This is a genomic window from Rhodococcus sp. WS1 (genome assembly GCF_003797745.1).
GTDB lineage: Bacteria > Actinomycetota > Actinomycetes > Mycobacteriales > Mycobacteriaceae > Rhodococcus_F > Rhodococcus_F erythropolis.
The window spans coordinates 53,333-79,664 of the sequence record NZ_RKLZ01000002.1 but is presented as its reverse complement, the minus strand read 5'-3'; the positions used below and the strand labels follow the sequence as shown (position 1 = coordinate 79,664).

Sequence of the window (26,332 nt, the reverse complement as noted above, 5' to 3'; positions counted from 1 at the left end):
ACTCCGGAGAGTCGGGCGGCTTTTTTGTGTCGGTGACGGCTACTTGCCGAGCTTGGCCTGCAGGTCGTCGAGAACCAGGCCTGCGCCTGTCGGGCCGAGGCCCAGGAACCAGGTCTCGTCACTCACCTCGGTGGCGCGGCCTTCCTTGACTGCGTCCATGCTTGCCCACAGCGGGCCGGCGACAACGGTGGTCTGACCGGTGTCTGCGGGATTTCCGTAGCTGGAGTAGAAGATTCGGTCACCCTCTGCCTCGGTGATCGTTTCCGGGCTGACCTCGACGGCCAACTCGTTGATGTCCTGGATCGCCGGGCGTGGCAGGCCGACATCCTTCAAGATGACGCCGATGAACGACAGGTTGCCGTACAGGCGCAGCTTCCCGGACATGAAGCGAACCAGCGAGATGGTCGGCGAACCGTCGATCGACTCACGGACCTGATCCGCGTGCGTCTGGTAGTCGTTGAGAACCTGCTCGGCCTTGGTCTCCTCGCCGAGTGCGTCACCGGCAAGGAGGAAGTTCTCCTTCCACGGGAAGCCGGGGCGGATGCTGAAGACCGTCGGCGCGATTGCCGCGAGCTGCGGGTAAAGCTTGTCCTGGCGCAACTTGCTGCCGAGGATCAGATCTGGCTGCAGTGCGGTGATCGCCTCGAGGTTGAGGTTGTTGGTCGTGCCGACATCGGGAACGCCGACCAATTTGTCAGCCAGGTACGACGGCTGACCGGCGGCACTTTCCGGGCTGGCGATGCCGACCGGGGTGATCCCGAGCGAGAGGACCTCGTCGAGTTCGCCGCTGTCGAGGACGACGACACGGGTCGGCTTGGCCTCGAGGGTGGTCTCGCCCAGAGCATGGGTGATGGTGCGTGGGAACTCGCCGGGCGCAGCATCGCTGCCGAGCTTCGCGGTTTCCGTGTCGGCGGTGCTGAACAGCTTGCCGCCGGTTGCGACATCGGTGTTGCCGTTTGCGTTGCCGCCGGCGTCGGAAGAACCGCAGGCCGTAGCGGCAAAAACAGTCGCCAGGGCAACCATGGCGACCCGGACCGACGTGCGGCTCCGGAGAGTGGTGCGTGAATGCATTAGGCTACCCTACCTTCCGGCTATCGGGCTTGGTCAGAGAGGTATCCGCACCGTTGATGTCAGGTGAGCAGCGCGTCAGGTCTCGCTCAGCGGGACCGCTACGCAATTCGGACTACAGGGTGCGACCAACGTGTTAGCTTCGCGAAAGACCTGTACTGGTAAGCGAAGACGCGTGTAGTGAGGATTTCGATGACCCTGAACATTGCCGATCTGTTCGAGGCCGTTGCCGATGCGATCCCCGATCGGGTTCCCTTGATTCTGGAAGACGCGCGGTTGAACTACGCCGAACTCGAACTGCGATCGAACCGACTCGCACATCATCTGCAGTCCGTCGGCGTCGAGCCGGGGCAGCACGTCGGTATTCATATGCGCAACTGCGTCGAGTACGTCGAAGCGCTCCTGGCTTGCTTGAAGATCAGAGCAGTGCCGATCAACGTCAACTTCCGCTACACCGATGCAGAACTCCTGTACATCTACACCAACTCTCAAATGGTGGCATTACTCGTCGAAGAGGAATTCGCGCCGACGGCATTGGCCGTGGTTCCGCAGTGTCCGGAGATCTCCCACGTGCTGATCGTCGGCGACGACTATGAGAACGCCCTTGCCGCGCAGACTGACACCCGCGACTTCGGCCCGCGAAGCAACGACGACCATTTCATCATCTACACCGGCGGTACAACCGGAATGCCCAAGGGCGTGGTGTGGCGGCACGAGGACTTCTTCTTCGCCGCGCTGTCCGGAGCGAACCTCAGCGGGCCGCCGCGTCGGAGTCTCGAAGAGGTTGTGGATGCGGCGGTGGCGAACATCAATCCAACTGTGCTGCTACTCATCCCGCCGCTCATGCATGGAGCCGCGATCTATTCGCTGCTCACGGCTTTCCTCATGGGAGCGCCCCGAGTACTGACCCGCAGCTTCGATCCGATGGAAGTGTTGCGACTGGTCGAGGCCGAGAAGATCACCGGAATCACGGTCGTCGGCGACGCGATTGCTCGGCCGATCGCCGACGCCATCGCTGCAAGCGAAGGGCGCTACGACCTTTCGACTCTCAAACTGATCGGGTCGGGTGGCGCATTGTTCTCCCCGAACCTGAAGGCAGAACTGACAACCCGATTACCGGGACTGGTGATCAAGGATGCCTTCGGTGCTTCGGAATCCGGCAACGACGGCGTCGTCGAATTCGGTGAGGACGGTTCAAAGCGAATTCGATCCAACCCCAACATGATTCTTGTCGACGACGAATTTCGTCGCATCGAACCAGGCTCGGGCACAACCGGTTTCATCGCCAGGGCCGGCCATGTCCCCGTGGCCTACTTCGACGACCCCGCCAAGACTGCTGCAACTTTTCCTGTCGTCGACGGGGTGCGTCTGGCGGTACTCGGGGACATGGGCACGATGGAAGCCGACGGAACCATCGTGCTGCTCGGGCGCGGTTCGATGTGCATCAACTCCGGCGGCGAGAAGGTCTACCCCGAAGAAGTGGAGCAGGCGCTCAAAACTCACCCGGCAGTTTTCGACGCTTTGGTAGCGGGCGCGCCCGACGCACGATTCGGTGAGAAGGTTGCCGCTGTCGTGCAGGTTCGGCCGGGGTTCGAAGATGTTGCGACGGAATCATTGTCGGAACACTGCCGCACCCACGTCGCCGGGTACAAGATCCCCCGGTCGATCGTGCTGGTACCCAGCATCCTCCGCTCACCCAGTGGGAAGGCCGACTACCGTTGGGCTCGCGAAACCGTAGCGGGAGTGTGAATCACCTTCCGATACTTCGGACGACGCACCACTCGTTTCCCTCTGGATCCAGCAGCACCTGAAAGGTACCGGCCGGGTCCTGCTGGACAGTACCGACCCGAGTTGCGCCGAGGCGCTCGGCGGCCTCGGTTGCAGCGACGACGTCATCCACGCTGACGTCGATGTGTAGACGATTCTTCGTCAGCTTGGATTCCGGTACGCGCTGGAACGCGAGGCGGGTCCATCCTGGAGGGTCGACAAACGCCCACGCGGTGTTTCGCTCCACTGGTTGTCCGCCGAGGATTCCGGCCCAGAATTTCGCCAGTGCAATAGGAGACGAGCAGTCGACGACCACCTCATCAACCTGCCCGATCACCGCTTCACAGCTCCGCTCAATTCGGCTGTCACAGCTGTGCTGAATTCGGCTGTCACAGCTGTGCTGAACTCGGCTGTCACAGCTGCGCTCAATTCGGCTGTCACAGCCACGGCTCGATCGGCTTCTTCACCCACATGATCTTCTCGTCCGGATGCTCACGCCGAGCTTCGGGACGGTCAGGGTTAGCGGCTGCCCACACAGCTTTCTCGTCGAGCAGTCCGGCCGCGATGGTCCAGGTCTCCCGCGTGCTCGGCGGATTGGCGCCGGCCGCACGTGCGAGTTTGCGCAGTCGATCGTCGGGCATCTCGAGCAACTCTGCGCTACTGATATCGCGATCCCAGGCGAACTTGGCCAGGCCGACGGCTTTCTCGCGTCGGCTACGGCTCGCCATGTCGTTGTGCGCAAAGTCTGGTTGGGATGCCACGGCTTCACCTTATCGTCAACGCAATCGAGGCCCTCCCGCGTGAGCGGAAGGGCCTCGATTGCTGTTCTTCACTGTCGGGGTGGCGGGATTTGAACCCACGACCTCTTCGTCCCGAACGAAGCGCGCTACCAAGCTGCGCCACACCCCGTGTCGAACCTCGGTTAGCTTACATTACCGAGTCGACTGACATTAAATCCGCAGGTCAGTTGCGTAGAACCGACGCTGGAGACTCTGCGGAACTGTGTGCTGAGACGTGCTCCGGTTCGCGCCTGGTGGCCGGAACCAGAGTCAACAGAGTTGCCTCTGGGCGGCAGCAGAAGCGTGCCGGAGCCCACGGCGAAGTGCCGATGCCCGCGGAGACGTGCAGCTGGGTGTGCGCGCCCCACTTCGACGGCCCCTTGACCCGGGATCGATCGATCTGGCAGTTGGTGACCAACGCGCCGTAGAACGGAAGGCACAGCTGACCACCGTGCGTGTGGCCGGCGAGCACAAGATCGTAACCGTCGTCGGCGAACCGATCGAGAACTCGAGGTTCGGGCGAGTGCGTCAGACCAAGCTTGAGCTGGGCGACGGGATTGGGTGTTCCGGCGACGGTGTCGTAGCGATCACGCTTCAGGTGCGGATCGTCGACGCCGGCGGCTGCGATGCGAATACCGGCCACTTCGAGCTCGCGGCGCACGTGGGTCATGTCCAGCCATCCACGTTCGGTGAACGCGGCCCGCAGATCGCCCCAGGGGAGGGGATCCCCGGTGATGCGCTTGTCCTTGTTGAAGATGTAGCTCAGTGGGTTCTTCGGTTTCGGAGCGAAGTAGTCGTTGCTGCCGAAGACGAACAGACCCGGCCGAGCCAACAGATCACCGAGCGCCTGGACCACTGCCGGGACGCTGCGCTGATGCGACAAGTTGTCGCCGGTGTTGACCACGAGGTCGGGGTCGAGGCCTTCGAGCTCACGCAACCAATTCTGTTTCAACCGTTGGTTCGGCATCATGTGCAGGTCGCTGAGATGGAGGACCCGCAGCGACGACGAACCGGGCGCCAGGACTGGCATCGTCACCTCACGCAGTGCAAATGCATTGCGTTCGATGCCGGATGCGTACCCGATCCCTAGTGCAGCGGCGCCCGCGGCACCAAGTGCGGTGCGGGTCAGATTGGTGCGGAACTGGGAAGACACCTCTCAAGGATACGGGTGTGGCGTTCTTCTGCGTCGCTCTCGCCGCCTTTTACAGCTATTCCACAGAGAATTGTGTCCGGGCGGAGGTAACTATCGGCACGCTCGAAACGCCGAGCGCGTAACGTTTCCACCATGTCCGACACGACACCATCGCTCAAAGCCACCCTCCGAACCGACATGGTTGCATCCATGAAGGCGAAGGATCCGCTACGTACAGCCACCCTTCGGATGCTCATGGCAGCCATCCAGACCGAAGAGGTGGCCGGTAAGGAAGCACGAGTCCTCACCGACGAAGAAATCATCAAAGTCCTTGCAAAGGAATCGAAGAAGCGCGGCGAATCGGCCGAGATCTACACCGAGAACGGCCGCGGTGAGCTTGCCGCGAAAGAGCGCGCCGAAGCTCAGATCATCGACGAGTACCTGCCGACGCCGTTGACCGACGCCGAGCTTGTCGACGTCGTCGACACCGCCCTCGCTCAGGTGTCCGAGGAGCTCGGTGAGCGTCCGGGGATGCGCCAGATGGGCCAGGTCATCAAGGCCGCCAGCGCGCTGGCCAAGGGCAAGGCCGATGGCGCCCGTATCTCTGCAGCAGTGAAGTCCCGCCTGTAGAAGCGCGCCACCAGAATCGAAAACGGCCGCGATCTCTGAGTCACTCGGAGATCGCGGCCGTTCTTGTTTTCAGAGCCGTCAGTTTTCAGGGCCGTCAGTTCGGCGGGGTCCCCGCAGGCGGTGCGGGTTCACCTCCGGGCGGAGTCGCATCCGGGGGAGTCGCGCCCGGTGCCGGAGCTGCTGGAGCTGCCGGGGATGCGGGTGCTGCCGGAGCCCTCACAGAACCGTCACTGATGTAGATCGTGACGGTCGAACCCGGGATCGCGGACCCGGACGGCGAAACTCCGGTGACCGTTCCCGCGCGTGCTCCGGACGCCGTGGTCACGGAATTGACCGTGAAGCCGGACGCCTGCAACCTCGACGTCGCAGCCGACTGGCTCAGGCCGACAACCTCGGGAACCTGGCCGTTCTGCGATCCCCGTGCGTACTTCTCGTCGATCGGAGGCAGCGAGGTGGGCCCGAAGTTGTTGGCGACCGGGTTCATTGCCGCGAACCAGGATCTCGCCGGTTCGGTACCGCCGTACAGGTTGCCGCTGTAGCAGGGGCGCAGCGGGCTCGAGCAGATCTCTCCCGGCGTCGGGGAGTCGCCGAAGATGTAGACGGCAGCAGCGAGGTTGTTGGTGAAGCCGAGGAACGCCGAGGACTTGTGGGTCTCGGTGGTACCCGTCTTGCCCGACATCGGCAGGCTCCATCCGGCGCTGCTTGCAGCTCCGGCAGACGTACCGGCGCCGACGTCGTCACGGCTCATGGCGTTGGCGAGTGTGTCTGCCAAGCCGGGCTCGACAACCTGCTCACAGCCCTGCTCGGTGACGGCCACCGGCTTGCCGTAGCGGTCGAAGACCGAATCGATGGGACTCGGCGGGCACCACTTGCCGTGCGAGGCGAGAGTGGCCGCGACGTTGGAGAGTTCGAGCGGGTTGATCCAGGTGGGACCGAGGGTGAACGAACCGAGGTTCTGTTCCTTCTGGAAGTCGGCCATGCTGCGCTCGTCGAAGCCCGAGGTGTTGGGATCGGCGTACGAGCGCATGCCGAGACGGACGGCCATGTCGACGGTCGGCGTGACGCCGGTTGCCTCGATGAGCTTGACGAAAGCGGTGTTGGGGGACTGTGCCAGCGCGTCGGTCACGGACAGCGTCGGCGGGTAGTTGCCGGCGTTCTCCACGCAGTAGGTCGACACCGGGCAACCGGCCGCACCACCGCTACCCATGCCCTTGGCTTCGAATCGCTTGGGCACGTCGAGCGTCGCGTTGATACCGAGGCCCTTCTCCATCGCCGCAGCCGTCGTGAAGATCTTGAAGACGGAACCCGCACCGTCACCCGCAAGGGAGTACGGCTGTGCCTGGACGGTTTCGTCGGCGTCGGCATTGAGACCGTACGTGCGACTGCTGGCCATCGCGATGACCTTGTGTGAATCCTGGCCCGGCCTGATCACGTTCATCACGTTCGCGATGCCGTCGAGGTTGGCGCTCGCGTTCGCGTTCAGTCCGGCCTTGGTGGACGCCTGGACCTGCGGATCGAGAGTGGTCTTGATGAGGTAACCACCCTCGTTGATCTGGTCGCGCGTGATTCCGGCGTCCGAGAGGTACTTCAGTGCGTAGTCACAGAAGAATCCGCGATCGCCTGCAGCGATGCAGCCGCGCGGCAAGTTGTTGGGGGTTTCCAGGACGCCGAGGGGCTCTTCCTTGGCGGCGCGGAACTCGTCGGCACGATCCGGAATGTTCGTGATCATGGTGTCGAGCACGGTGTTACGACGCTCGGTCACGCCCTCGACGTTCGTGTACGGGTTCAGTGCGGAGCTGGACTGAACCATGCCGGCAAGCATCGCCGACTGGGGAACGGTCAGATCTGCGGCATCGACGCCGAAGTAGGTCTGAGCCGCGTCCTGGATGCCGAAGGATCCGTTGCCGAACGGTACGAGGTTGAGGTACCGGGTGAGGATCTCGTCTTTCGTGAGTTCCTTGTCCAGCGTCAGGGCCATCCGGATCTCGCGGATCTTTCGGGCCGGGGTGGTCTCGATGGCAGCGCGGCGCTCGGCATCCGTCTTGGCCACGACCAACAGTTGGTAGTTCTTCACATACTGCTGATCGAGTGTCGACGCGCCCTGCTGCACTTCACCGGTCGTCGTGTTGGTGAGGAAGGCACGCAGCGTTCCCTGCCAGTCGACGCCCTTGTGGTCGGGGAACCGGCGGTCCTCGATGGAGACGATCGCCAACTTCATGTTGTTGGAGATCTTCTCGCTCGGGACTTCGAAGCGTCGTTGGTCGTAGAGCCAGGCAATGGGATTGCCTGCCGCATCGACCATGGTGGACACCGCGGGGACCGTGCCTTCGACCAGTTCGGCCGAGACGTTGTCGACGGTATCGGCGGCGCGGTTGGACGCGAATCCGAATCCGCCCGCCACTGGGAACATCACCCCTGCGACCAGGACACCCGCCAATGCGGAGCTTCCGGCGAGCTTCGCCACTGTTTTTGCAATCGACACGATCTACAGAGTACGTGTGCCCACCCATTGGAACCGGTTTCAGTGTTTTGGGGGTGTTCAAAACCTTCTGAACACGCGCTTTGTACTGCCGTACCAAAAAATGCTCCCGAGCGTCTTGCGTTAGGGCCGTTCTTTACCTAAATTGTGATCAGTGTGATCGACGTAACACTCGATCACGAATGTGTCTCAGCTTTCACCGTGCTACCGCGGGGACGGCTGAGATGGTGCGCTGCTCGCCCTATGGCGACGGTCAGACTTTGTAGAGGGGACCCAGAATGTACACAGCCACCCCGAGTAGCCGTTTGGACATCGAGCAGGCCGAGGCACGAATTGCCTGGGTAACTAAGGCACGATGCCGCGAGGTCGACCCCGACCAACTTTTTGTTCGTGGCGCCGCGCAGCGCAAGGCGGCCACCATCTGCCGTCACTGCCCGGTCCTCATGCAGTGCGGAGCAGATGCTCTCGACAATCGTGTCGAGTTCGGTGTGTGGGGCGGAATGACCGAGCGTCAGCGCCGTGCACTGCTCAAGCAGCACCCCGACGTCGACTCCTGGTCCGAGTTCTTCGAAGACCAGCGCCAGCATCACTCAGCAGTCTGATCCAGGCCGATCGGGGGGATCAGCCCTTACGAGTGAGCTGATCTCCCACCGCGCGCAGCGCCTCGAGGTCCGAGACCTCGAACGGTAGCGACGGAACACCGATCAGCGGCACCCTCGGGTGAGCTGCGGTGAATCGACTCAGCAAGGCGATCTCCCGCTTCGCGATCACTGCCCGATGGGCATGGATGCGGAGAACGGCTGCGGTGAGGGCTTCGGCCTCGGTCGCACTTTCCTTCGCTTCCAGTTTGTCGGCGGCGGTCACCGCATGATCGGCAGGCAGAGCCGTCAATGTCGGGTGCGTGCGGTTGAGAACCAGACCGGCCAACGGCATCGAGTCGCCCGCAAGGCGATCGACGAAGAACGCCGCCTCGCGCAGAGCGTCGGGTTCGGCCGCTGCGATCACCAGGAAATGAGTCCCCGGCTGACGTAGCAACTCGTAGGTCTTCGTTGCGCGTTCACGGAAACCGCCGAACATCGAGTCGAGCGACTGCACGAATGCCGATGCATCCGAAAGCATTTGGCTTCCCACGATGGTCGAGACACCCTTCAGTGCCAATCCCATCGCGCCGGCCACGAGCCTGGTCAGGCCACGGCCGGGTGCGGAGAGCAGCCGGATCATCCGTCCGTCGAGGAATGTGCCGAGCCTCTGCGGGGCGTCGAGGAAGTCGAGCGCATTGCGCGACGGCGGGGTATCGACGATCACCAGATCCCACGCGTCGTTCGACGCCAGCTGCCCCAACTTCTCCATCGCCATGTACTCCTGCGTTCCGGAGAACGATGTGGCAACGGTTTGATAGAAGGGATTCGCCAGGATCTGCTCGGCCTTCTCAGGGCTCGAATGCTCGATGACCATCTCGTCGAAAGTCCGACGCATGTTCAGCATCATTGCGTGCAGTTCGCCCGTGGCCTCGGGACCCAGCTTCACCGGCTGCGGAGTGTTGTCGAGTTCGGCCACACCCAGGGCCTGTGCGAGGCGGCGGGCCGGATCGATGGTGAGGACGACTACGCGTCGGCCCTCTTCGGCTGCACGCAACGCCAGGGACGCGGCCGTCGTGGTCTTGCCGACGCCACCTGCGCCGCAACAAACCACGATCCGGGCCGTCGGGTCCTTGATGATCGCCGAAATATCGAGGGCAGGAGCTGCGCGTCGGCCGGTCCTGGAACTGCCGACCGTCACGTTCTCGGTGGTCTCGGTCATCACACGCCCTGTTCCGTGAGGTATTCGGCAAGCTCGTACAGCCCACCGAGATCGACGCCGTCGGCGAGTGCGGGAAGTTGCACCCGAGCCCCGTCGATCTCGCGGAGCTTCTCGGCGCTGGATTCTTGAGCTTCGAGCACCGAGGCATGCTCGATCGTCTCGGTGAGCAGGCCTGCGAAGTCGTCGTCGGACAGATCGATGCCGACGTCCGAGAGTGTCGACCGGATCGAAGCCGCGTCGATATCGCCGGCAGCGGCACCGGAGAGTTCGTCTTCGGGCAAGAACCTCGGGCTGGCGCGGTTGACGATGATGGCACCGAGGTTGAGGTCGTCGCGCGCCAGTTCTGCGGCGGCGTCGGCAGTTTCCTGAACGGGCAGCGCTTCGAGAAGTGCAACAAGATGTACGACGGTCTCCGGCGAGTGCAGCAGCCGAACGACGCCTTCACTCTGGGAGTGCACCGGGCCGCCCTTGGCGAGATCGGCCATCGCCTTGGTGACGTCGAGGAAGCTGCCGATTCGTCCGGTCGGGGGAGCGTCGACGACAACGGCGTCGTACACGCGTTTGCCGGTTCGATCGGTGCGGATGACGCACTCCTTGATCTTGCCGGTGAGCAGAACGTCGCGAAGGCCGGGAGCGATGGTGGTGGCGAATTCGATGGCGCCGAACTTACGCATCGCCCGGCCGGCGAAGCCGAGGTTGTAGAACATTTCGAGGTATTCGAGGAACGCGGTCTCGATGTCGACGGCCAGAGCCATCACTTCACCGCCACCTTCGGCGGCCGCGACCTTGGTCTCCTGCGGTGGAAGCGGCGGTACGTCGAAGAGCTGCGCGATTCCCTGGCGGCCCTCGACTTCCACGAGGAGAACGCGCTTGCCGCCTTCGGCCAACGCGAGCGCCAACGCGGCGGCAACCGTGGACTTACCGGTTCCGCCTTTACCCGACACAAAGTGCAGGCGGGCCTTCGTCGCAGACTCGGGCCAGGTCCTGCTCAGCTCATCTTGGGATGCAACCACACCGCGAGCCTATAAGTCTGGGGCCGAAGATGTACGCGGGATAGGCTCACCGCATGAGCGAAATAACTTCCTGGGAATACACCGTGACTCCGTTGCTGGTCCACAATCCGAAGGCAATTCTCGACAACTGGGGTGTCGACGGCTGGGAACTCGTGGCAGTCCTGCCGAGCGCGTCGGGCGAGCAGCACGTCGCGTACATGAAGCGTCCGAAGGGCTGAATCACATGGCAGAGGCAACACAGACCTGGTCGGAGCGTCTCGCCGAACTGGGCATTGCACTTCCCGCCGTCGCGGCACCCGTTGCTGCGTACGTTCCCGCGGTTCGCAGCGGCAACCACGTGTACACGTCGGGTCAGCTCCCGTTCGTCGACGGAAAACTGGCGCTGACCGGCAAGCTCGGTGCGGGCGTGTCGGATGACGACGCCAAGGCTGCGGCTCGCACCTGCGCGCTCAACGCTCTCGCTGCCATCGACGCCCTGGTCGGCATCGACAACGTCGTTCGCGTTGTCAAGGTTGTCGGCTTCGTGGCATCCGCCGAAGGATTCACCGGTCAGCCCGGCGTGATCAACGGCGCGTCCGAATTCCTCGGTGAGGTGCTCGGCGACGCCGGTATCCATGCTCGTTCGGCAGTCGGCGTGGCAGAGCTTCCCCTCGGCTCTCCGGTCGAGGTGGAACTGATCGTCGAAGTTCGCTGATGTCGACGGTCCATCCCGCCTACGCGCAGCTTCGCCGCGTCACCGACATCGCTTCGGTCTTGCTCGAGAACAATCCGGGCATGATGACGCTGGACGGTACGAACACCTGGATTCTGCATGCTCCCGGCAGCGTCGAGTGTGTAGTCGTCGATCCAGGCGACAACGACGAGGAACACCTGCAACGTGTCGCTGGTATCGGTCCGGTTGCGCTGACCTTGATCACGCACCGGCACTACGACCACACCGGCGGGGTGGACCGTTTCCATGAATTGACCTCGGCTCCCGTGCGTTCCGTCGACCCCACTTTTCTGCGCGGGGGTGCTTCGGCGCTTGTCGACGGTGAAGTGATCGAGGTGGCGGGTCTGAAGTTGCGGATCCTCGCGACTCCAGGACACACCGCTGACTCGGTGTCGATAGTCATCGAGAACGATGCGAGCGTGCTGACGGGCGACACCATTCTCGGCCGCGGCACAGCAGTTCTGGACGACTCCGACGGCGATCTGGGGGATTACCTCACATCACTGCGGTCGTTGGCCGCACTCGGCGAAGGACTGACGGTTCTTCCCGGGCACGGTCCGGACCTGCCCGATCTGCAGGCGATTTCGCAGCAGTACCTTGCTCACCGCGAGGAGCGTCTAGCCCAGGTGCGGGACGCTCTGACGACGTTGGGGGAGTCGGCATCGGTGCGCGAGGTTGTCGAGCACGTCTACTCCGACGTGGACCCGAAGCTGTGGCCGGTGGCGGAGAAATCCGTCAACGTGCAGTTGGCGTATCTGCGCCGCTGAGGCGCTCGGCGCCGACATTCTGCGCCGCTGAGGCGCTCGGCGCCGACATGATGAGCTGAGTTGTGTAGCCGAACTGCCGCCATCTATGCCGATCGAGGTATAGCTGGCGGCAGTTTTTGCATTTGTTTGATATGGGTCACGGGCCAATAGTTAGTCCATGACCTCACAATGCGACGGATGGATCCGCAATTACGTGGACGGCTCCTATGTCGAACCCGACGAGTCGTCGAGCTTCGATCAGGTCGACCCAGCAACGGGCCGTGTTCTCGCCCGGGTCCACGAGGCCGACAAGGCCCTGGTCGATCGGGCCGTGACCTCTGCCAGACGTGCTCTGGACAACGGTTGGGCCGATACGCCGGTCCGCGAGCGGACGGCTCTGCTGCGACGCGCCGCCGACCGGATCGAGGAGCGATTCGAAGAGTTCGTCGCCGCAGAAATGGCGGACACCGGCAAGCCGATCACACAGGCACGCGAACTCGACGTCGCGCGCGCCCTGACGAACTTCCGCACTTTCGCCGACATCGTCGCCGCGGCCGGACAGGAATCGTTTGTCACGGATCTCGCGGGTGGCAAGCAGGCGTTGAACTACGCGATCCGCAAGCCGCTCGGCGTCGTCGCCGTCATCGTTCCCTGGAACCTGCCGTTGCTTCTCCTGACCTGGAAGGTAGCGCCCGCGCTCGCGTGCGGAAACTCCGTGGTGGTCAAGCCCTCCGAGGAAACCCCAGCGACGGCGTCGTTGCTTGCCGAGGTACTCGAAGAAGTCGGCCTGCCTGCCGGTGTCTACAACGTCGTCCACGGGTTCGGTGCGAACTCCGCCGGCGAGTTCCTCACCACGCACCCCGGCATCGACGGCGTCACCTTCACCGGTTCTTCGGCAACCGGTTCCCATGTCATGAAAACCGTTGCGCCGCGAGTCCGTCCGGTCTCGTTCGAACTCGGTGGCAAGAACGCCGCGATCGTCTTCGACGACGTCGACATCGACGAAGCGTTGACGGGTCTGACCAAGTCGGTGTTCACCAACACCGGCCAGGTCTGCCTGTGCACAGAGCGGGTGTACGTGCACCGCAGCATTTTCGACGACATCGCCGGTGGACTCGTCGAGCGGGCAGCAGGATTGCGTCTGGGCGACCCGACGCTCGATGCAACGACGACCGGACCGCTCATTTCGCAGGCGCACCGGAAGAAGGTTCTCGACTACTTCGAGATCGCCGAGCAGGAAGGCGCGAAAGTGCTGACCGGCGGCGGTATTCCGGACCTCGGACAGGAACTGTCGGGCGGATCGTGGATCGAACCCACCCTGTGGACTGGCTTGACCAACAAGGATCGCGTCGTGCGCGAGGAGATCTTCGGACCCGTTGCAGCACTCATTCCGTTCGAGACCGAAGCCGAGGCGATCGCCCTGGCAAATGACACCGAGTACGGCCTCGCTGCCTCCGTGTGGACCAACGACCTGCGCCGTGGACACCGCGTCGCGCAGAAGATGAACGTCGGAATCTCCTGGGTCAACACGTGGTTCACCCGCGAACTGCGATCTCCCTTCGGCGGTATGGGCCTGTCCGGCATCGGACGTGAGGGCGGCGAGTCCTCGCTGCACTTCTACACCGAACCGACGAATGTATGTGTGCAACTGTGAACATCGAAACCGCAAAAGTTTTCCAGAAATGAGCGAGGCGTGATGACAGCCCCCGAAGACACCGTATCCGCGCTCGCGCGTCGCCTCGACGACGCTGCGCAGACTCGCACCGACACCCCGAGCCTCGCCGACGAATACACCATCGACATCGACGAGGCCTACCGGATCCAGAACGAACTCCTCGAACGACGAACCAGCCGTGGCGAATCGATTGTGGGTATCAAGCTCGGCTTCACAAGCCAAGCGAAGATGGCGCAGATGGGTGTCTCCGAAGTGATCGTCGGTCAGTTGACCGACGCGATGTGCGTGAGCAACGGCGGCGAAGTCGACCTGAGGAAGTTCATTCATCCCAAGATCGAACCCGAAGTGGCATACCGTCTGTCGAAGGACGTCGATCTCGACGATCCGAACGTCGACATCGAAACCTGCGTCGATGCACTGGCTCCCGCAATGGAGATCATCGACTCGCGCTATCGCGACTTCCGCTTCACCTACACCGACGTCGTCGCTGACAACACCAGCGCTGCCGGGTATGTGATCGGGCGGTGGCTGCCGCTACAGAACGTCGAAGACCGTTCCGTACGTATGGAGGTCGGCGGCGAGACGGTAGTCGGTTCCACGTCGGCCATTCTCGGCGATCCGGCGCGCGCTTTGCATGCACTGCTCGACATCGCCCGCCGACGCCGAATTCCGTTGCGCGCCGGTCAGGTAATTCTGGCCGGTGCCGCCACAGCAGCTGTGCGACTCGACGAGGGCGTCGCACAGTGCACGATCGACGGACTCGGAACCGTCACGGTGAAAGGCGTGAAGCGATGAGTGGGGCGCAGGTCATCGAGAAGCTGGCGAAGCCGCGCGGAAAGTTCCCCCACGTCAAGGTGGTCGGCGATTTCGTCTATGTCTCCGGGACCAGTTCGCGTCGACCCGACAACACGTTTGTCGGCGTCGAGGTCGACGAGATGGGGACGACGGCGCTCGACATTCGGGCGCAGACGCGTGCCGTCATCGAAAACATCGCGGCAATCCTCGCCGAAGTGGGTGGAGAACTCAGTGATCTGGTTCAGGTCACCTCCTACCTGGTGTCGATGAACGACTTCGGTGGATACAACGAGGTGTACGCCGAACTGTTCGACGAAAACGGTCCGACGAGAACGACTGTGGCTGTTCACCAACTGCCCCACCCGCATCTGCTCATCGAAATTTCCGGCGTGGCGTACGTGCCCGCCTCCAAGCGCTCAGCGTCCGAAGATACGGAGAATGCATCATGACCACGATTCCTCCCGTCATCGACTTCAAGAAGTGGATCGACGACAACCGCCACCTGCTGCAGCCGCCTGTCAACAATCAGACGATGGCGCTCGGAGACGACTTCATCGTGCAGGTCGTCGGCGGACCGAACCAGCGGACCGACTACCACCTCGATCCGTACGAGGAGTGGTTCTACCAGCTCGAAGGCGACATCCACGTCAACGTCATGACCGAGGACGGTCCTCAGCGTGTCGACATTCGTGAGGGCGAAACCTGGTTGCTGCCGGGAGACATTCCGCATTCGCCGCAGCGTCCCACGGCGGGCTCCATCGGCCTGGTCATCGAACGCGTCCGCAAGGAAGGCACGCTCGAGAAGTTCCAGTGGTACTGCCTCGAATGCGATCACAAGATTCACGAGGTCGAACTTCAGGTGCGCGACATCGTGGCCGACCTTCCGCCGGTGTTCGTCAAGTTCTACGAGAGCGAAGAAGCCCGCACGTGTGACAAGTGCGGCACGCTCCATCCCGGCAAGGGCTGAGTGATGAGCAACCTGATCGACATCCACACCCACTACGTGCCCAACGGGTGGCCGGATCTGACCGAAGACGCGGGGCCGCAAGCGCCGTGGCTGAAGGTCGAGTCGGAGACCGAAGCCATGATCATGATGGGCACCAAGGAGTTCCGCCGCATCCAGTCCGATGCTTGGGACGCCGAGGTGCGGCTTCGGGACATGGATGCCGACGGCGTGCACACGCAGGTCGTCTCGCCGACGCCGGCATTCTTCAATTACGGCCGGAGCGGCGAGCAGGCAAGTCGCATCGCACGGATCTTCAACGACCTCGCGCTCGAGATCGTGGAGCCGGCGAAGGATCGGTTGATTCCGTTCTGCCAGGTGCCTCTGCAAGACACCGACGCAGCGTGCCGTGAGCTCGAGCGGTGCATCGCGAACGGGCACCGCGGTGTCGAGATCGGCAATCATGTGGGCGATCTGGACCTCGACAGCGAGGGCGTGGTGACGTTTCTCCAGCACTGTGCGTCGCTTGACGTGCCGGTATTCGTGCACCCGTGGGACATGGCCAACTCTCCGCGCCTCGATCGCTGGATGGCGCAGTGGCTCACCGCGATGCCGGCCGAAACGCATCTGTCGATACTCGCGCTGATTCTCGGTGGGGTGTTCGACAAGATCGACGATCGTCTCAAGATCGGATTTGCGCACGGTGGTGGATCTTTCGCGTTCTGGTTGGGCCGGATGGAAAACGCCTGGCACGGCCGCAACGACATCATCGGTACGTCGGAGTTCCCGCCTTCGCATTACCTGGGTAGGTTCTACGTGGATTCCGTCGTCTTCGACGAGCGCGCACTGCGACTGCTGGTGGACACGGTGGGGGTGGACCGTGTGATGGTGGGTAGTGATTACCCGTACCCCTTGGGGGAGCGTCCGGTCGGTGAGGTGGTTCGCAAGAGTGAGTTCTTGGACGATACTGCGCGCCAACTGATTTCGCGGGGGAATGCCGAACGCTTCCTGGGTCTCGTCTGAGACCCCGGCTATACCCTTTCCGGTATGGCGGACGGTGAATTCGGCATTTGTGAGTCATGTCTCGAGCGAGCACAATTCCAAACACAACGATCGACGACGCTCGTGATGCCGACAATCCCGAAGACGGGGTCGGTGACTACAGATTTCATCGTCCGCCTGCCCCATCCAATCGATAGGTTCCGCGATGTCAGACAAGATATCCAACAGCACAACGAGTGACGGAAAGCCGTTGCCGGAGAAAGCTGCCCGTAGCCGAGTTGCCATGGCAACTCTGGCCGGCACAACTCTCGAATGGTACGACTTCTTCCTCTACGGCACAGCCGCCGCGCTGATCTTCAACAAACAATTCTTTCCGAGCCTGAGCCCCACGGCCGGCACGCTGGCTGCCTTCAGCACCTTCGCCGTCGGATTCATCGCACGGCCGGTAGGTGGGCTCGTGTTCGGGCACTTCGGTGACCGGATCGGGCGCAAGGCCACACTCGTGGTCTCCCTGGTGATGATGGGCGTCGGGTCCACACTCATCGGCCTCATCCCGAACTACGATTCCATCGGATTCTGGGCGCCCGTCCTCCTGGTGGCCATGCGCGTCGTTCAGGGCATCGGTCTGGGCGGTGAAGGCGCCGGCGCGACACTCATGTCGATGGAGCACGCGCCGGCAGGGCAGAAGAATCGTTATGCAGGTTTCCCGCAGATGGGCACACCCGCCGGACTGGTTCTCGCCAACGGCATCTTCCTGACGACCAACGCCGTGATGTCGGACTCGGCATTCGCTTCGTGGGGTTGGCGAATCCCGTTCCTGCTCAGCTTCGTTCTGGTGGCGATCGGTCTGGTGATTCGCCTGCGCGTCACCGAGTCGCCGTCATTCGCCGGGATCATGGAGAAGGGCGAAATAGTCCGCTTCCCGCTGCGCGAGTCGCTCAAGGTCGGCTTCCCCCGTCTGTCTCTCACGCTGGCCGCGTGCTTGGCGAACTCCGCCGTGGCGTACGCCTTCATGGTGTTCACCCTGTCGTACGGAACTCAACATCTGGGCTACGACAAGCAATTCCTGGTGCTCAGCGTGACCGCGGCCGCAGTCCTGTGGTTCCTTTCCATCCCGTTCTGGACCAAGATCGCTGACAAGTACGGGCGTCGACACATGTTCATCGGCGGATCTGCCGCAATCCTGTTGTGGTGCATCGTGTTCTTCCCGCTACTGAACACCGAGAACAAAGTGGTCGCTGTCATCGCGTTCCTGGGTATGGGTCTGATCGTGCCGGTCACCCACTGCGTTCAGGGCAGCATCATCGCCGATACCTTCCCGGCCAAGGTCCGCTACTCCGGTTCGTCTCTGATCCTTCAGAGTGGTGCGATTCTCGGCGGTGGACTGGCGCCGATGATCGCCACCGCACTGCTGGACGCCACCGGGTCTTCGGTAGGCGTCACCTGGTACCTCGCCTCGATATGCACAATCAGCCTGGTCGGCGCCATCGCACTGTTCAAGATTGTCCCCGATTCGTCGCGGGGCTTGGAGCACGAGGAGATTCGCGTCTCCGAAAACGCCTGAGTACTGGATTGATCCGACATCGGCCCGTTCCCCCTCGCGGGGAACGGGCCGATCGGCGTTTCACGGTCGCATGAGCTCAGCTGCAAAGGACTCCAGCGTCGCGATCAGGGCCTGTGCGGACGGGCTCGACGTGCGAGTCGCCGAGGAAGTGATGCCGACGCTGTGCCCGATCGGATCGAGTGTGATGGACAGGGTGGTCAAGCGCGCGTCGTCGCGGGGGATGAGGCTCGGTAGGACCGCGATCATGTCGGTCTCGACCAGCAGCTGGCGCACGGTGAGGAAAGAGGTTGCCTCGACGCGGTTTTCGGGCAACGGCAGGCTGTTGCGGGCGAAGAACTCCTCGAGCTCGCGGCGGAGCACTGTCTCGACCCCGGGAAGGATCCAGGGGAAGCCGCGTAGTTCTTCGAGTTGGACGTCCTCGCGGTGAGCGAGCGGGTGATCCACGCGGGTGACGAGTTCGACGGACTCCGCGTAGAGGTTCCGTCTTATCGCGGTGTCATCGGTAGGTGAGGTGAGCCGGCCGACGATCAGATCGATTCGGCCCGCTTCCAGATCGGTGAGCAACTGTTCGGGCGTGCCTTCGCGCACGATGACGGTGAGCAGCGGGTGGTGAACCTTCAGGCGCGCGATAGCGCCGGGAAGCAGCACGTTGGATCCGGCGAGATGTGTTCCCACGATGACGGTTCCGCGATTGGCGTCGGCAAGTTCGACGACGTGCCGCCCGGCTTCGGTCAGCTGCGCGATCACGGCCCGCGCATGAGTTGTGAAGGCCTCGCCGAAAATGGTCGGGGTGATTCCGCGTGGGCCGCGGTCGAAGAGCGAGACACCGAGAATGGACTCGATGTCGTGCAGACTGCGGGTCGCGACGGGTTGTGTGATGTGAAGTGCGGCAGCGGCGCCGACCACGCTGCCCTGACGGCTCAATGCGTCGACGAGCAGGAGATGGCGGAGTTTTAGTCGCCCGTCGAGGAGCTTGGGCATGTCCATGGAGCAATCCTAGACGGGATTGCCGCGAGTGGGTAGGCGCCCGAAGTTGCTCAGAAGAAGGTGATTCCGATCGGTTGGGCCGAGGTGTACTTCTCCCAGGTTTCGCTGCTGTCCGGACTTCCCGTGTGCGCAAACGACGTCCAGTGCCGGCGTATCCGACGACCCAGTGCGTCGATGCTCTGCCAGTCGCTGCTGCCCAGCATCGGTGAGCTCTTCCAGGACTGCTCGGTTCCCAACATGAAGGGTAGTTCGATGCAGTGAGTGGCTCCGAAGACGTCGTCCGTCGGTGCCCAGTCGAAGCGATACGTGTACACCGACGCGCCGGCCGCTGTGAAGGCGTCGGCCAGCTCCATCGCCGGTTCGGCAAACATGTTCTGTGTCAGTGCCTTTTCGGCGACGCGTTCGGGATCGGGTACTCCCGCTACGTCGCGCACGAAAGCGGATCCCTCGTCGCGGGTGTATCCCACGATGACGTCCGGCGCTGTTTCGAAAGTTCGGATCACCGGATCCAGTTCGGAAATCGGTGCGAAGGGCGGTTGCACGACATTGGGGGACCGCCGGCTGAACTCGATTGCGGTGCTGCGGAATGCGTCGAGAATGCGGGAGAGTGGCGCGGTCCGAGGATCTCCGTCGAGCAGTCGGGCAAATGTTTCACCGTTCTCGATCGCGGCAGCCTGCGTGAAGTTGAGGTCCGGCCGTGGAGTGCTCTGCAGAATTGCTCGATGGAACAGAGTTCGAGAGTTGTTACTGTTCAACAGATTCACGATGGAATGAGCGCCGGCCGACTGCCCGAACACGGTGACCGAGTCTGGGTCGCCGCCGAATGCCTCGATGTTCTCGCGCACCCACTCGAGCGCTGCGATCTGATCGTGGACCCCGAGATTGCCTTCGCTCACGCCGTCGAGGAGGAGATATCCGAGCACGCCGACGCGGTAGTTGACCGACACCACGACGACGTCGCCCTCGGCTGACAAAGCGCCGCCGTCGTACCAGGGGAGGGAGCCGCCGCCACTGGAGTAACCGCCACCGTGAAGCCAGACCATCACCGGGCGATGACCGGTCAGCGACGGGGTTGTGACGGTGACGGTGAAGCTGTCCTCGCTCTGCTCCGGTTCGGGGAGCGGTGGCCCCATGATGCGCTCGAGCCGTGAAGGTGGTTGGGGGAAGACCGTTCCAAGCGCTGTGGCGTCGAAAACGTCGGAGAACGGTCCCGCCGGCCGCGGCTTCTCGAAGCGCGGTGCGCGGGCGTAGGGGATCGCACCGAAGTAGTAGGAACCGTCACGCTTTAGGCCGCGGATCTTCCCCGAAGCTGTGGATGCGATCACCGTCTCGGACGAGGGCATGGGTTCCTTTCCTCTTGTGCATACCTTTTCGAGCATGCCAGGTGCATGCCGCGGCACAAATGCCTTTGTGGTCGTGCGGTATGCGTTACGGCGTGAGTGCCTGAACCAGTCGATCTTCGAGTCGCGTCGTTACTCGGCTGTATACGGCACCGTCGTCCAGGGCTCGGGACATCACTATTGCGCCTTGGATTCCGGCCACGGCTTCTTCGGCGAGTCCGGTGGAATCTTCGGCTCCCACGAGTGCCGCCTCGAGCGCCGCGGTCCATTCGTCGAAGTAGGTTCGCACCTTGGCGCCGAAGCGGTTTCGCTCTTCACCGAGTGCAAATGCGCCGAACAGGCAAATGCGTTGCCCTGACCGAAAGTAGTCGGCGACGGTAGCGAACATGCTCTCGATGCGCTGCCGCGGTGGAACCGACTCTGCTCGAAGCGGTTCGAAGACTTCGGTGCGAAACCATCCGTCGACCTCGTCGAGTACGGCCTCGGCCATCTCTTCCTTTCCTCGCGGAAAGAAGTTGTAGAGACTGCCTTTGCCCAAACCAGTGTGTTCGGTGATGACGGCCAGGCTTGCTCCGTCGAACCCGTAGGTTCGAAACACGTTCGCGAGGGCGGGGATCGTGTCCGAGCGTTCAGCTACCTGTCTGACCATGGATTCATCCTTTCATCACAGACCCAACTCGCTCAGGCCCGGATGATCGTGCGGGCGTGGTCCGGTCGAATCCCAGAAGAACTTTCGCTCGGACTCCGCGATGGGGACGTCGTTGATGCTGGCATGACGGTGGTGCATGAGGCCGTCCGCGTCGAATTCCCAGTTCTCGTTGCCGTAGGAGCGGAACCACTGCCCGTCGTGATCGTGCCACTCGTACGCGAATCGCACGGCGATGCGGTCGTCGCCGTGTGCCCACAACTCTTTGATCAACCGGTAGTCCAGCTCGCGGGTCCACTTCTCGGTCAGAAGTTCGACGATTTCGGATCGGCCGGTGACGAACGTCGACCGATTGCGCCACCAACTGTCCGGCGTGTAGGCCAGCGACACCTTGTGCGGATCGCGTGAGTTCCATCCGTCCTCGGCGAGGCGGACCTTCTGGACGGCGGTTTCGTGGGTGAAGGGCGGAATCGGTGCTCGGACGGTCATTGCGTGGCCTCTCGATCGGATGTGTACCTATCGGTACACACTTTACCGATAGGTACAACAAGAGTCCAGGGAATGACTTCGGCCGCCCCCACCGAAGTGGGAGCGGCCGAAAGTGTCGAGAAGGAAGAAACTAGCGGGCGCGACGAGCCAGACGCTCGGAATCCGAGATCAGAACGCTCTTGCCTTCGAGGCGCAGCCATCCGCGGTGTGCGAAATCGGCGAGCGCCTTGTTGACGGTCTCGCGGGAAGCGCCGACGAGCTGGGCGATCTCTTCCTGCGTGAGGTCGTGAGTGACGCGCAGGGCGCCACCTTCCTGAGTGCCGAAGCGCTGCGCGAGCTGCAGGAGCGCCTTGGCCACACGGCCGGGAACGTCCGTGAAGATCAGGTCGGCCAGGGTGTTGTTGGTACGACGCAGTCGGCGGGCGAGAACGCGCAGCAGCTGCTCGGCGATCTCGGGGCGCTGCTGGATCCATGCCTTGAGAGCGTCGCGGTCCATGCTCACGGCGCGAACCTCGGTGACGGTCGTAGCCGTCGAGGTGCGGGGGCCGGGGTCGAAGATGGACAGTTCGCCGAACATGTCGGACGGGCCCATGATCGTCAGTAGGTTCTCGCGACCGTCGGGTGAGCGTCGACCGATCTTCACCTTGCCGGACACGATGATGTACAGGCGGTCACCGGGTTCACCTTCGTTGAAGATGACATGTCCACGGGGGAAGTCGACGGGCTGCAGCTGCTTTGTCAGCGCCGCTACCGCTGAGGGCTCGACTCCTTGGAAGATGCCGGCTCTTGCCAGGACGTCGTCCACGTGCGCTCCTTGTTGGGATTTGTTCGTTTGTGGTGTCATTTTTGCGCTAACTATCTTTGTACCCGCGCTGCGCACAAACCGTCGTACACAGGCTCAGCCCTCATGAGTGAGACACTGTGTCCAATGCAATCTGTGTTCAATGCAACAGGTACGGCATCGAAGTCTACGTCCCGATAGCTCGCGACGAGTGATTGATGCCACGTAAGAGCCGAAAATTCTTCCGGAATCCGCTGCGGTGACTACTTTGTATGGCCGTCAACTTGCCCGTTGTGTCCGAATTTCGCCCAGGCTGGCGCTCTCGGGAGCCTCCGACTGACGGCCCTTCCGCTTCCGGTGGAAGCGAGCGAACGCATGGGGAAACCCATCGCTTGCCAGGCGGGCGACGTCGTCGTGACTTGCCTGATCGAGGAAGTCTTCTACTTCGTGCTCTTGAACCGAGAGCCGACGCAATCGCCCTTCGACTCGTTCCATCGCCAGGGCAAAGAGCATCAGCAGTAGCGGAAAGAGAATTACTGCGAGTCCTTGCATAGGGGGAAGTAAACACGTCGAAGGTCTCAGAATCGACACGACGGAGTCTCCACTCATGTCGTATCCGTACAGTTGTCTGAGTGCAGACCACCCCGACAGGCAGTTCAGAGCAGCGGAAGAAACCGCGTTCGGGGGGTGCGCGGAAGGAAGAATCACACCTCGGATTGGTACGCCGGGCGCGTCGGATGAATCGCGAGCTCGCTGTGGCTTTCCCGCACGTGTATTGCGAACTCGACTTCACGACTCCGTTGGAACTGGCAGTGGCGACAATCCTGTCGGCGCAATGCACCGACGTCCGCGTCAACATGGTCACGCCGGCGCTCTTCGCCCGCTATCCCGACGCGAAGGCATACGCGGAAGCCGATCGGACCGAACTCGAGGAGTACATCCGCTCCACCGGCTTCTACCGGAACAAGACGACGTCGTTGATCGGACTCGGTCAGGCGCTACTCGAACGCCACGACGGTCAGGTCCCGAACAAGCTCGAAGATCTGGTGAAACTCCCAGGCATCGGACGCAAGACCGCGAACGTCGTGCTGGGCAATGCCTTCGACATCCCGGGAATCACCGTCGACACCCACTTCGGTCGGCTCGTGCGCCGGTGGAAGTGGACCGAGGAAGAAGATGCCGTCAAGGTGGAACACGCCGTCGGGGCACTGATCGAACGTAAGGAATGGACACTGCTCTCGCACCGCGTGATCTTTCACGGCCGACGGGTCTGCCACGCGCGCAAGCCCGCGTGCGGGGTGTGCGTTCTGGCCAAGGACTGCCCGTCGTACGGACTCGGCCCGACCGACAAAACCGAGGCCGCGGCCCTGGTGAAAGGCCCCGAGACCGACCATCTGCTCGCCCTGGCAGGGTTGTGATCGCCGATGACAAGTGCTGGAAGATGGTCTCTCGCTGCGCTCGTGGTCGTCGCGGCTCTCGTCGTGGCGATCTGGCCGCGTGGGGGAGACGACACGGCGCCCACGTCCACGGGTCCGTCGTCGTCCGCGTATCAGCCGCCGACGTTCACTCCGTCGTCGGAATCGCTCGATCAACTCCGTAGCCAGGCCTCACTGGCTCCCTGTCCGACTCCGACGGGCGAAGCTCCGGCCGGCTCGGCTCTGGCCGGAATCACCCTCGACTGCGTGTCAGACGGTCGGCCCGTCGACCTTGCCGCAGCGGTCGGCGGAAAACCGACTCTGCTCAACTTGTGGGCGTACTGGTGCGCGCCATGCGCCGAAGAGCTTCCGTACCTTCAGGAATTCGCGGAGCGCGCCGAGGGCAGCATCAACGTTCTGACGGTGCATTCGGATCCGAATCAGGAGAACGCTTTGACGCGACTCATCGACTACTCGGTGCGTTTGCCTGGCGTCCAGGACGGTGACGGCAAGGTACGGATCGCAGTGGGCGCACCGCCGGTGCTGCCGGTGTCGGTGCTCGTGCGCGCGGATGGAACAGTCGCCAAGGTCTTGCCTCAACCTTTCCGCAGTGCGGACGAAATCGCCGCCGCTGCGGCGCAATATCTGGGAGTCGTCGTATGAGCACACCGGTTCCCGAGTGGTTGCGAGCTGTCGCCAGCACCGAGCCCACCGATCCACACCGGATCAACCCCGTCCTCGAGCGTCGCGCGCCGCGCGGGACCGTGACGCGTCCGGCCGCGGTGCTCGTGCTCTTCGGCGGACCGCGTGAGGCAGACCCTCTCGCAGTCGGCGGCTTGCCGGAGGGCGCAGACGTGTTGCTGACCCAACGGGCGTCGACGATGCGTCAGCACAGCGGACAGGTCGCATTCCCGGGCGGCGCCGCTGATCCGGGCGACGACGGCCCCATCGGCACCGCGCTGCGTGAAGCGCAGGAGGAAACCGGGCTTGATCCGAGCGGAGTTCAGCCGCTCACCGTGCTGCCGGAGATCTTCATCCCGCCGTCGGGTTTCGACGTGACGCCGGTGCTCGGCTACTGGGAGCAGCCGACGACGGTGGGGATTCAGGACGAGGGCGAGGTCGGACGGGTGGCCAGGGTGCCGCTGCGCACGTTGCTCGACCCCGACAACCGGTTTCAGGTTCGCCATCCCCTCGGATACCAGGGCCCGGCGTTCCGCGCCGACGGCATGCTGGTCTGGGGGTTCACAGCAGGAATCCTCGCGGCGCTGTTCACGGTGTCGGGCTGGGAGATTCCGTGGAACTACGAGGACGTGAGAGACCTGGACACAGCGCTGTCCGAGTTCGGTGAAGGTGTCGAGGATTCGGCGGTGCCGCGATGACAGGTTCTCGTTGGGTGGACATCGCCATCGTTCTGGTCGCCCTCATCGCGGCCACGTCCGGATGGCGTCAGGGTGCGGTGGCGTCGGCGTTGGCGTTTGTCGGCGTGATCCTCGGTGCCGTCGCCGGAATTCTGTTGGCGCCCCACCTGCTCGTGCACGTCACCGAAGGCAAGCTGCGCATCCTCGCGGGCATCTCGCTGATCGTGGTGTTGGTCATCATCGGCGAAGTCGCCGGCATGGTGCTCGGACGCGCGGCGCGCAGCGGAATGCACAGTCCGACGGCGCGATCCGTCGACAGCGTCATCGGTGCGGGTCTACAGGCGGTGGCCGTCGTGGTCGCGGCGTGGTTGCTCGCGATTCCGCTCACTTCTTCGTCGCAGCCGAATATTGCCGCCGCTGTTCGTGGTTCGGATGTTCTCGCCAGCGTGGACGAACTGGCCCCGCAGTGGCTGCGCCGCATCCCGACGGAGTTTTCGGCGTTGCTCGACACCTCCGGCCTGCCAGACGTCATCGGCCCGTTCGGGCGTACGCCCATCACCGAGGTCGAAGCACCCGACGCGAGCGTTCTGGCCAGTCCGTTGGCGGCGCAGTTGCGTCCGAGTGTTCTACGCATCAACGGCGTCGCACCGAGTTGCCAGCGCGCGCTCGAGGGATCCGGATTCATCGTCGCTCCCGAACGCGTCATGACCAACGCACACGTGGTTGCCGGAACCGAGAGCATCACGGTGGACACCATGGAGGGCGCGCTGCCCGCGCAGGTGGTTCTCTTCGACTCCGCCGTCGACATCGCGATTCTGGCGGTTCCCGGACTGGACGCACCGGTGCTGCCGTTTGCTCCGGAGCAGGCTCAGACCGGCGACAACGCGTTGGTGCTCGGTTACCCAGGCGGCGGTCCGTACACGGCCAGCGCAGCCCGCGTTCGTGAGGTCCTGAACCTGAACGGACCGGACATCTACAAGGCCGGAACCACTCAACGTGAGGTCTACACCGTCCGCGGATCCATCAGGCAGGGCAACTCTGGTGGGCCGATGGTCGACGATCAGGGGCGCGTCCTCGGCGTCGTGTTCGGTGCCGCCGTCGACGACAGCGACACCGGATTCGTCCTCACCGCCCAGGAAGTATCGCGCCAGTTGAACGCGGCTGCCTCGGCGTCGACGCCGGTGCCGACAGGCGCCTGCATTCTGTAGCGG

The 26,332-nt window shown here is 63.1% G+C and carries 29 protein-coding genes and 1 tRNA gene; 16 read left to right on the top strand and 14 right to left on the bottom strand.

The genetic code is table 11. From position 1 onward, the window contains the following. Nucleotides 1–39: 39 nt before the first annotated feature. Nucleotides 40–1,071 carry an ABC transporter substrate-binding protein gene (locus EEB12_RS12890; protein WP_020968250.1) on the bottom strand — a complete coding sequence of 344 codons (1,032 nt, stop codon included), beginning with the start codon at nucleotides 1,069–1,071 and terminating at the stop codon, nucleotides 40–42. 189 nt (nucleotides 1,072–1,260) lie between these two features. Here EEB12_RS12890 and EEB12_RS12885 point away from each other — a divergent pair, with 189 nt between their 5' ends. Further along, nucleotides 1,261–2,817 carry an acyl-CoA synthetase gene (locus EEB12_RS12885; protein WP_030535686.1) on the top strand — a complete coding sequence of 519 codons (1,557 nt, stop codon included), beginning with the start codon at nucleotides 1,261–1,263 and terminating at the stop codon, nucleotides 2,815–2,817. 1 nt (nucleotide 2,818) lies between these two features. Here the strand turns inward: EEB12_RS12885 and EEB12_RS12880 are convergent, their stop codons facing one another. The 4 genes from EEB12_RS12880 to EEB12_RS12865 form a co-directional block, all read right to left on the bottom strand. Then, nucleotides 2,819–3,172: a VOC family protein gene (locus EEB12_RS12880; protein ID WP_029254326.1), complete on the bottom strand. Its 354-nt coding sequence runs from the start codon at nucleotides 3,170–3,172 to the stop codon at nucleotides 2,819–2,821. A gap of 100 nt (nucleotides 3,173–3,272) precedes the next feature. Further along, nucleotides 3,273–3,596, bottom strand: coding sequence for a hypothetical protein (locus tag EEB12_RS12875; protein WP_019746603.1), 324 nt, complete (start codon nucleotides 3,594–3,596; stop codon nucleotides 3,273–3,275). 74 nt (nucleotides 3,597–3,670) lie between these two features. After that, nucleotides 3,671–3,744: transfer RNA gene (locus EEB12_RS12870), tRNA-Pro, on the bottom strand. A gap of 54 nt (nucleotides 3,745–3,798) precedes the next feature. After that, complete coding sequence (locus EEB12_RS12865) at nucleotides 3,799–4,767, bottom strand: metallophosphoesterase (protein WP_003943461.1); 969 nt, start codon at nucleotides 4,765–4,767, stop codon at nucleotides 3,799–3,801. A gap of 132 nt (nucleotides 4,768–4,899) precedes the next feature. On the opposite strand from EEB12_RS12865, the gene EEB12_RS12860 reads away from it, so the two are divergent. Then, a complete protein-coding gene (locus tag EEB12_RS12860; protein WP_003943491.1) occupies nucleotides 4,900–5,376 on the top strand; it encodes a GatB/YqeY domain-containing protein in 477 nt (158 codons plus the stop codon). 94 nt (nucleotides 5,377–5,470) lie between these two features. Here EEB12_RS12860 and EEB12_RS12855 read toward each other — a convergent pair whose 3' ends face one another. Further along, the gene (locus EEB12_RS12855) at nucleotides 5,471–7,840 is read right to left on the bottom strand and encodes a penicillin-binding protein (RefSeq protein WP_003943525.1); all 2,370 of its coding nucleotides are present in this window, start codon (nucleotides 7,838–7,840) and stop codon (nucleotides 5,471–5,473) included. A 293-nt stretch (nucleotides 7,841–8,133) separates the two neighbouring features. Between EEB12_RS12855 and EEB12_RS12850 the strand changes: the two genes are divergently transcribed. Further along, entirely contained in the window at nucleotides 8,134–8,457 is a 324-nt protein-coding gene (locus EEB12_RS12850; protein ID WP_019746605.1) for a WhiB family transcriptional regulator, read from the top strand. 19 nt (nucleotides 8,458–8,476) lie between these two features. On the opposite strand, the gene EEB12_RS12845 is transcribed toward EEB12_RS12850, so the two are convergent. Together EEB12_RS12845 and EEB12_RS12840 are read right to left on the bottom strand one after the other, a co-directional pair. Beyond that, on the bottom strand, nucleotides 8,477–9,655 hold the full coding sequence (locus EEB12_RS12845; RefSeq protein ID WP_029254327.1) for an ArsA family ATPase: 1,179 nt from the start codon (nucleotides 9,653–9,655) through the stop codon (nucleotides 8,477–8,479). Further along, nucleotides 9,655–10,668 carry an ArsA family ATPase gene (locus EEB12_RS12840; protein WP_021334234.1) on the bottom strand — a complete coding sequence of 338 codons (1,014 nt, stop codon included), beginning with the start codon at nucleotides 10,666–10,668 and terminating at the stop codon, nucleotides 9,655–9,657. Before EEB12_RS12840 ends, EEB12_RS12845 begins: the two co-directional genes overlap by 1 nt. 53 nt (nucleotides 10,669–10,721) lie before the next feature. On the opposite strand from EEB12_RS12840, the gene EEB12_RS30500 reads away from it, so the two are divergent. From EEB12_RS30500 to EEB12_RS12800, 9 genes are all read left to right on the top strand, one after another. After that, complete coding sequence (locus EEB12_RS30500; protein WP_003943454.1) at nucleotides 10,722–10,886, top strand: hypothetical protein; 165 nt, start codon at nucleotides 10,722–10,724, stop codon at nucleotides 10,884–10,886. Nucleotides 10,887–10,891: 5 nt separating this feature from the next. Continuing rightward, nucleotides 10,892–11,362 carry a RidA family protein gene (locus EEB12_RS12835; RefSeq protein WP_019746608.1) on the top strand — a complete coding sequence of 157 codons (471 nt, stop codon included), beginning with the start codon at nucleotides 10,892–10,894 and terminating at the stop codon, nucleotides 11,360–11,362. Beyond that, complete coding sequence (locus EEB12_RS12830; protein ID WP_046377838.1) at nucleotides 11,362–12,147, top strand: MBL fold metallo-hydrolase; 786 nt, start codon at nucleotides 11,362–11,364, stop codon at nucleotides 12,145–12,147. Before EEB12_RS12835 ends, EEB12_RS12830 begins: the two co-directional genes overlap by 1 nt. Before the next feature lie 157 nt (nucleotides 12,148–12,304). Next, on the top strand, nucleotides 12,305–13,780 hold the full coding sequence (locus tag EEB12_RS12825) for a 2-hydroxymuconic semialdehyde dehydrogenase (RefSeq protein ID WP_020905966.1): 1,476 nt from the start codon (nucleotides 12,305–12,307) through the stop codon (nucleotides 13,778–13,780). Between the two features lie 42 nt (nucleotides 13,781–13,822). After that, nucleotides 13,823–14,596, top strand: a complete 774-nt coding sequence (locus EEB12_RS12820) for a 2-keto-4-pentenoate hydratase (RefSeq protein ID WP_019746611.1) — start codon at nucleotides 13,823–13,825, stop codon at nucleotides 14,594–14,596. Continuing rightward, complete coding sequence (locus EEB12_RS12815) at nucleotides 14,593–15,045, top strand: RidA family protein (RefSeq protein ID WP_019746612.1); 453 nt, start codon at nucleotides 14,593–14,595, stop codon at nucleotides 15,043–15,045. The genes EEB12_RS12820 and EEB12_RS12815 overlap by 4 nt, the downstream gene beginning before the upstream one ends. After that, complete coding sequence (locus tag EEB12_RS12810) at nucleotides 15,042–15,563, top strand: 3-hydroxyanthranilate 3,4-dioxygenase (protein ID WP_003943511.1); 522 nt, start codon at nucleotides 15,042–15,044, stop codon at nucleotides 15,561–15,563. Before EEB12_RS12815 ends, EEB12_RS12810 begins: the two co-directional genes overlap by 4 nt. Before the next feature lie 3 nt (nucleotides 15,564–15,566). Then, a complete protein-coding gene (locus tag EEB12_RS12805) occupies nucleotides 15,567–16,562 on the top strand; it encodes an amidohydrolase family protein (RefSeq protein ID WP_020968257.1) in 996 nt (331 codons plus the stop codon). Between the two features lie 184 nt (nucleotides 16,563–16,746). Next, entirely contained in the window at nucleotides 16,747–18,105 is a 1,359-nt protein-coding gene (locus EEB12_RS12800; RefSeq protein WP_019746615.1) for an MFS transporter, read from the top strand. A gap of 60 nt (nucleotides 18,106–18,165) precedes the next feature. Here EEB12_RS12800 and EEB12_RS12795 read toward each other — a convergent pair whose 3' ends face one another. The 6 genes from EEB12_RS12795 to EEB12_RS12770 all read right to left on the bottom strand — a co-directional run bounded on the left by EEB12_RS12795 (nucleotide 18,166) and on the right by EEB12_RS12770 (nucleotide 22,900). Further along, nucleotides 18,166–19,092, bottom strand: coding sequence for a LysR substrate-binding domain-containing protein (locus EEB12_RS12795; protein WP_019746616.1), 927 nt, complete (start codon nucleotides 19,090–19,092; stop codon nucleotides 18,166–18,168). 50 nt (nucleotides 19,093–19,142) lie between these two features. Continuing rightward, nucleotides 19,143–20,435, bottom strand: coding sequence for a carboxylesterase family protein (locus EEB12_RS12790; RefSeq protein WP_070796469.1), 1,293 nt, complete (start codon nucleotides 20,433–20,435; stop codon nucleotides 19,143–19,145). Nucleotides 20,436–20,520: 85 nt separating this feature from the next. After that, a complete protein-coding gene (locus EEB12_RS12785) occupies nucleotides 20,521–21,081 on the bottom strand; it encodes a TetR/AcrR family transcriptional regulator (protein ID WP_019746618.1) in 561 nt (186 codons plus the stop codon). Nucleotides 21,082–21,096: 15 nt separating this feature from the next. Beyond that, nucleotides 21,097–21,567 (bottom strand): DUF1348 family protein, encoded by a 471-nt coding sequence (locus EEB12_RS12780; RefSeq protein WP_019746619.1) that lies wholly within the window; start codon nucleotides 21,565–21,567, stop codon nucleotides 21,097–21,099. Nucleotides 21,568–21,697: 130 nt separating this feature from the next. Then, on the bottom strand, nucleotides 21,698–22,372 hold the full coding sequence (locus EEB12_RS12775; RefSeq protein WP_003943506.1) for a Crp/Fnr family transcriptional regulator: 675 nt from the start codon (nucleotides 22,370–22,372) through the stop codon (nucleotides 21,698–21,700). Nucleotides 22,373–22,627: 255 nt separating this feature from the next. Continuing rightward, the gene (locus EEB12_RS12770; protein ID WP_019746620.1) at nucleotides 22,628–22,900 is read right to left on the bottom strand and encodes a hypothetical protein; all 273 of its coding nucleotides are present in this window, start codon (nucleotides 22,898–22,900) and stop codon (nucleotides 22,628–22,630) included. Nucleotides 22,901–22,980: 80 nt separating this feature from the next. Between EEB12_RS12770 and nth the strand changes: the two genes are divergently transcribed. Genes nth through EEB12_RS12750 form a run of 4 tightly spaced genes read left to right on the top strand, consistent with a single transcriptional unit; the run spans nucleotide 22,981 to nucleotide 26,329 of the window. Beyond that, on the top strand, nucleotides 22,981–23,766 hold the full coding sequence (nth, locus tag EEB12_RS12765; protein ID WP_003943471.1) for an endonuclease III: 786 nt from the start codon (nucleotides 22,981–22,983) through the stop codon (nucleotides 23,764–23,766). Nucleotides 23,767–23,772: 6 nt separating this feature from the next. Then, the gene (locus EEB12_RS12760) at nucleotides 23,773–24,426 is read left to right on the top strand and encodes a TlpA family protein disulfide reductase (RefSeq protein WP_019746621.1); all 654 of its coding nucleotides are present in this window, start codon (nucleotides 23,773–23,775) and stop codon (nucleotides 24,424–24,426) included. Beyond that, a complete protein-coding gene (locus EEB12_RS12755) occupies nucleotides 24,423–25,142 on the top strand; it encodes an NUDIX hydrolase (RefSeq protein WP_019746622.1) in 720 nt (239 codons plus the stop codon). Before EEB12_RS12760 ends, EEB12_RS12755 begins: the two co-directional genes overlap by 4 nt. Continuing rightward, a complete protein-coding gene (locus tag EEB12_RS12750) occupies nucleotides 25,139–26,329 on the top strand; it encodes a MarP family serine protease (RefSeq protein WP_019746623.1) in 1,191 nt (396 codons plus the stop codon). The genes EEB12_RS12755 and EEB12_RS12750 overlap by 4 nt, the downstream gene beginning before the upstream one ends. Nucleotides 26,330–26,332: the final 3 nt, after the last annotated feature.

Excerpts from the sequence above, each read along its gene's own strand:
- EEB12_RS12890 (WP_020968250.1), bottom strand. The coding sequence starts at position 1,071 with ATGCATTCACGCACCACTCTCCGGAGCCGCACGTCGGTCCGGGTCGCC.
- EEB12_RS12885 (WP_030535686.1), top strand. The coding sequence starts at position 1,261 with ATGACCCTGAACATTGCCGATCTGTTCGAGGCCGTTGCCGATGCGATC.
- EEB12_RS12860 (WP_003943491.1), top strand. The coding sequence starts at position 4,900 with ATGTCCGACACGACACCATCGCTCAAAGCCACCCTCCGAACCGACATG.
- EEB12_RS12850 (WP_019746605.1), top strand. The coding sequence starts at position 8,134 with ATGTACACAGCCACCCCGAGTAGCCGTTTGGACATCGAGCAGGCCGAG.
- EEB12_RS12845 (WP_029254327.1), bottom strand. The coding sequence starts at position 9,655 with ATGACCGAGACCACCGAGAACGTGACGGTCGGCAGTTCCAGGACCGGC.
- EEB12_RS30500 (WP_003943454.1), top strand. The coding sequence starts at position 10,722 with ATGAGCGAAATAACTTCCTGGGAATACACCGTGACTCCGTTGCTGGTC.
- EEB12_RS12835 (WP_019746608.1), top strand. The coding sequence starts at position 10,892 with ATGGCAGAGGCAACACAGACCTGGTCGGAGCGTCTCGCCGAACTGGGC.
- EEB12_RS12830 (WP_046377838.1), top strand. The coding sequence starts at position 11,362 with ATGTCGACGGTCCATCCCGCCTACGCGCAGCTTCGCCGCGTCACCGAC.
- EEB12_RS12825 (WP_020905966.1), top strand. The coding sequence starts at position 12,305 with ATGACCTCACAATGCGACGGATGGATCCGCAATTACGTGGACGGCTCC.
- EEB12_RS12820 (WP_019746611.1), top strand. The coding sequence starts at position 13,823 with ATGACAGCCCCCGAAGACACCGTATCCGCGCTCGCGCGTCGCCTCGAC.
- EEB12_RS12815 (WP_019746612.1), top strand. The coding sequence starts at position 14,593 with ATGAGTGGGGCGCAGGTCATCGAGAAGCTGGCGAAGCCGCGCGGAAAG.
- EEB12_RS12810 (WP_003943511.1), top strand. The coding sequence starts at position 15,042 with ATGACCACGATTCCTCCCGTCATCGACTTCAAGAAGTGGATCGACGAC.
- EEB12_RS12805 (WP_020968257.1), top strand. The coding sequence starts at position 15,567 with ATGAGCAACCTGATCGACATCCACACCCACTACGTGCCCAACGGGTGG.
- EEB12_RS12800 (WP_019746615.1), top strand. The coding sequence starts at position 16,747 with ATGTCAGACAAGATATCCAACAGCACAACGAGTGACGGAAAGCCGTTG.
- EEB12_RS12795 (WP_019746616.1), bottom strand. The coding sequence starts at position 19,092 with ATGGACATGCCCAAGCTCCTCGACGGGCGACTAAAACTCCGCCATCTC.
- EEB12_RS12790 (WP_070796469.1), bottom strand. The coding sequence starts at position 20,435 with ATGCCCTCGTCCGAGACGGTGATCGCATCCACAGCTTCGGGGAAGATC.
- EEB12_RS12785 (WP_019746618.1), bottom strand. The coding sequence starts at position 21,081 with ATGGTCAGACAGGTAGCTGAACGCTCGGACACGATCCCCGCCCTCGCG.
- EEB12_RS12780 (WP_019746619.1), bottom strand. The coding sequence starts at position 21,567 with ATGACCGTCCGAGCACCGATTCCGCCCTTCACCCACGAAACCGCCGTC.
- EEB12_RS12770 (WP_019746620.1), bottom strand. The coding sequence starts at position 22,900 with ATGCAAGGACTCGCAGTAATTCTCTTTCCGCTACTGCTGATGCTCTTT.
- EEB12_RS12760 (WP_019746621.1), top strand. The coding sequence starts at position 23,773 with ATGACAAGTGCTGGAAGATGGTCTCTCGCTGCGCTCGTGGTCGTCGCG.
- EEB12_RS12755 (WP_019746622.1), top strand. The coding sequence starts at position 24,423 with ATGAGCACACCGGTTCCCGAGTGGTTGCGAGCTGTCGCCAGCACCGAG.
- EEB12_RS12750 (WP_019746623.1), top strand. The coding sequence starts at position 25,139 with ATGACAGGTTCTCGTTGGGTGGACATCGCCATCGTTCTGGTCGCCCTC.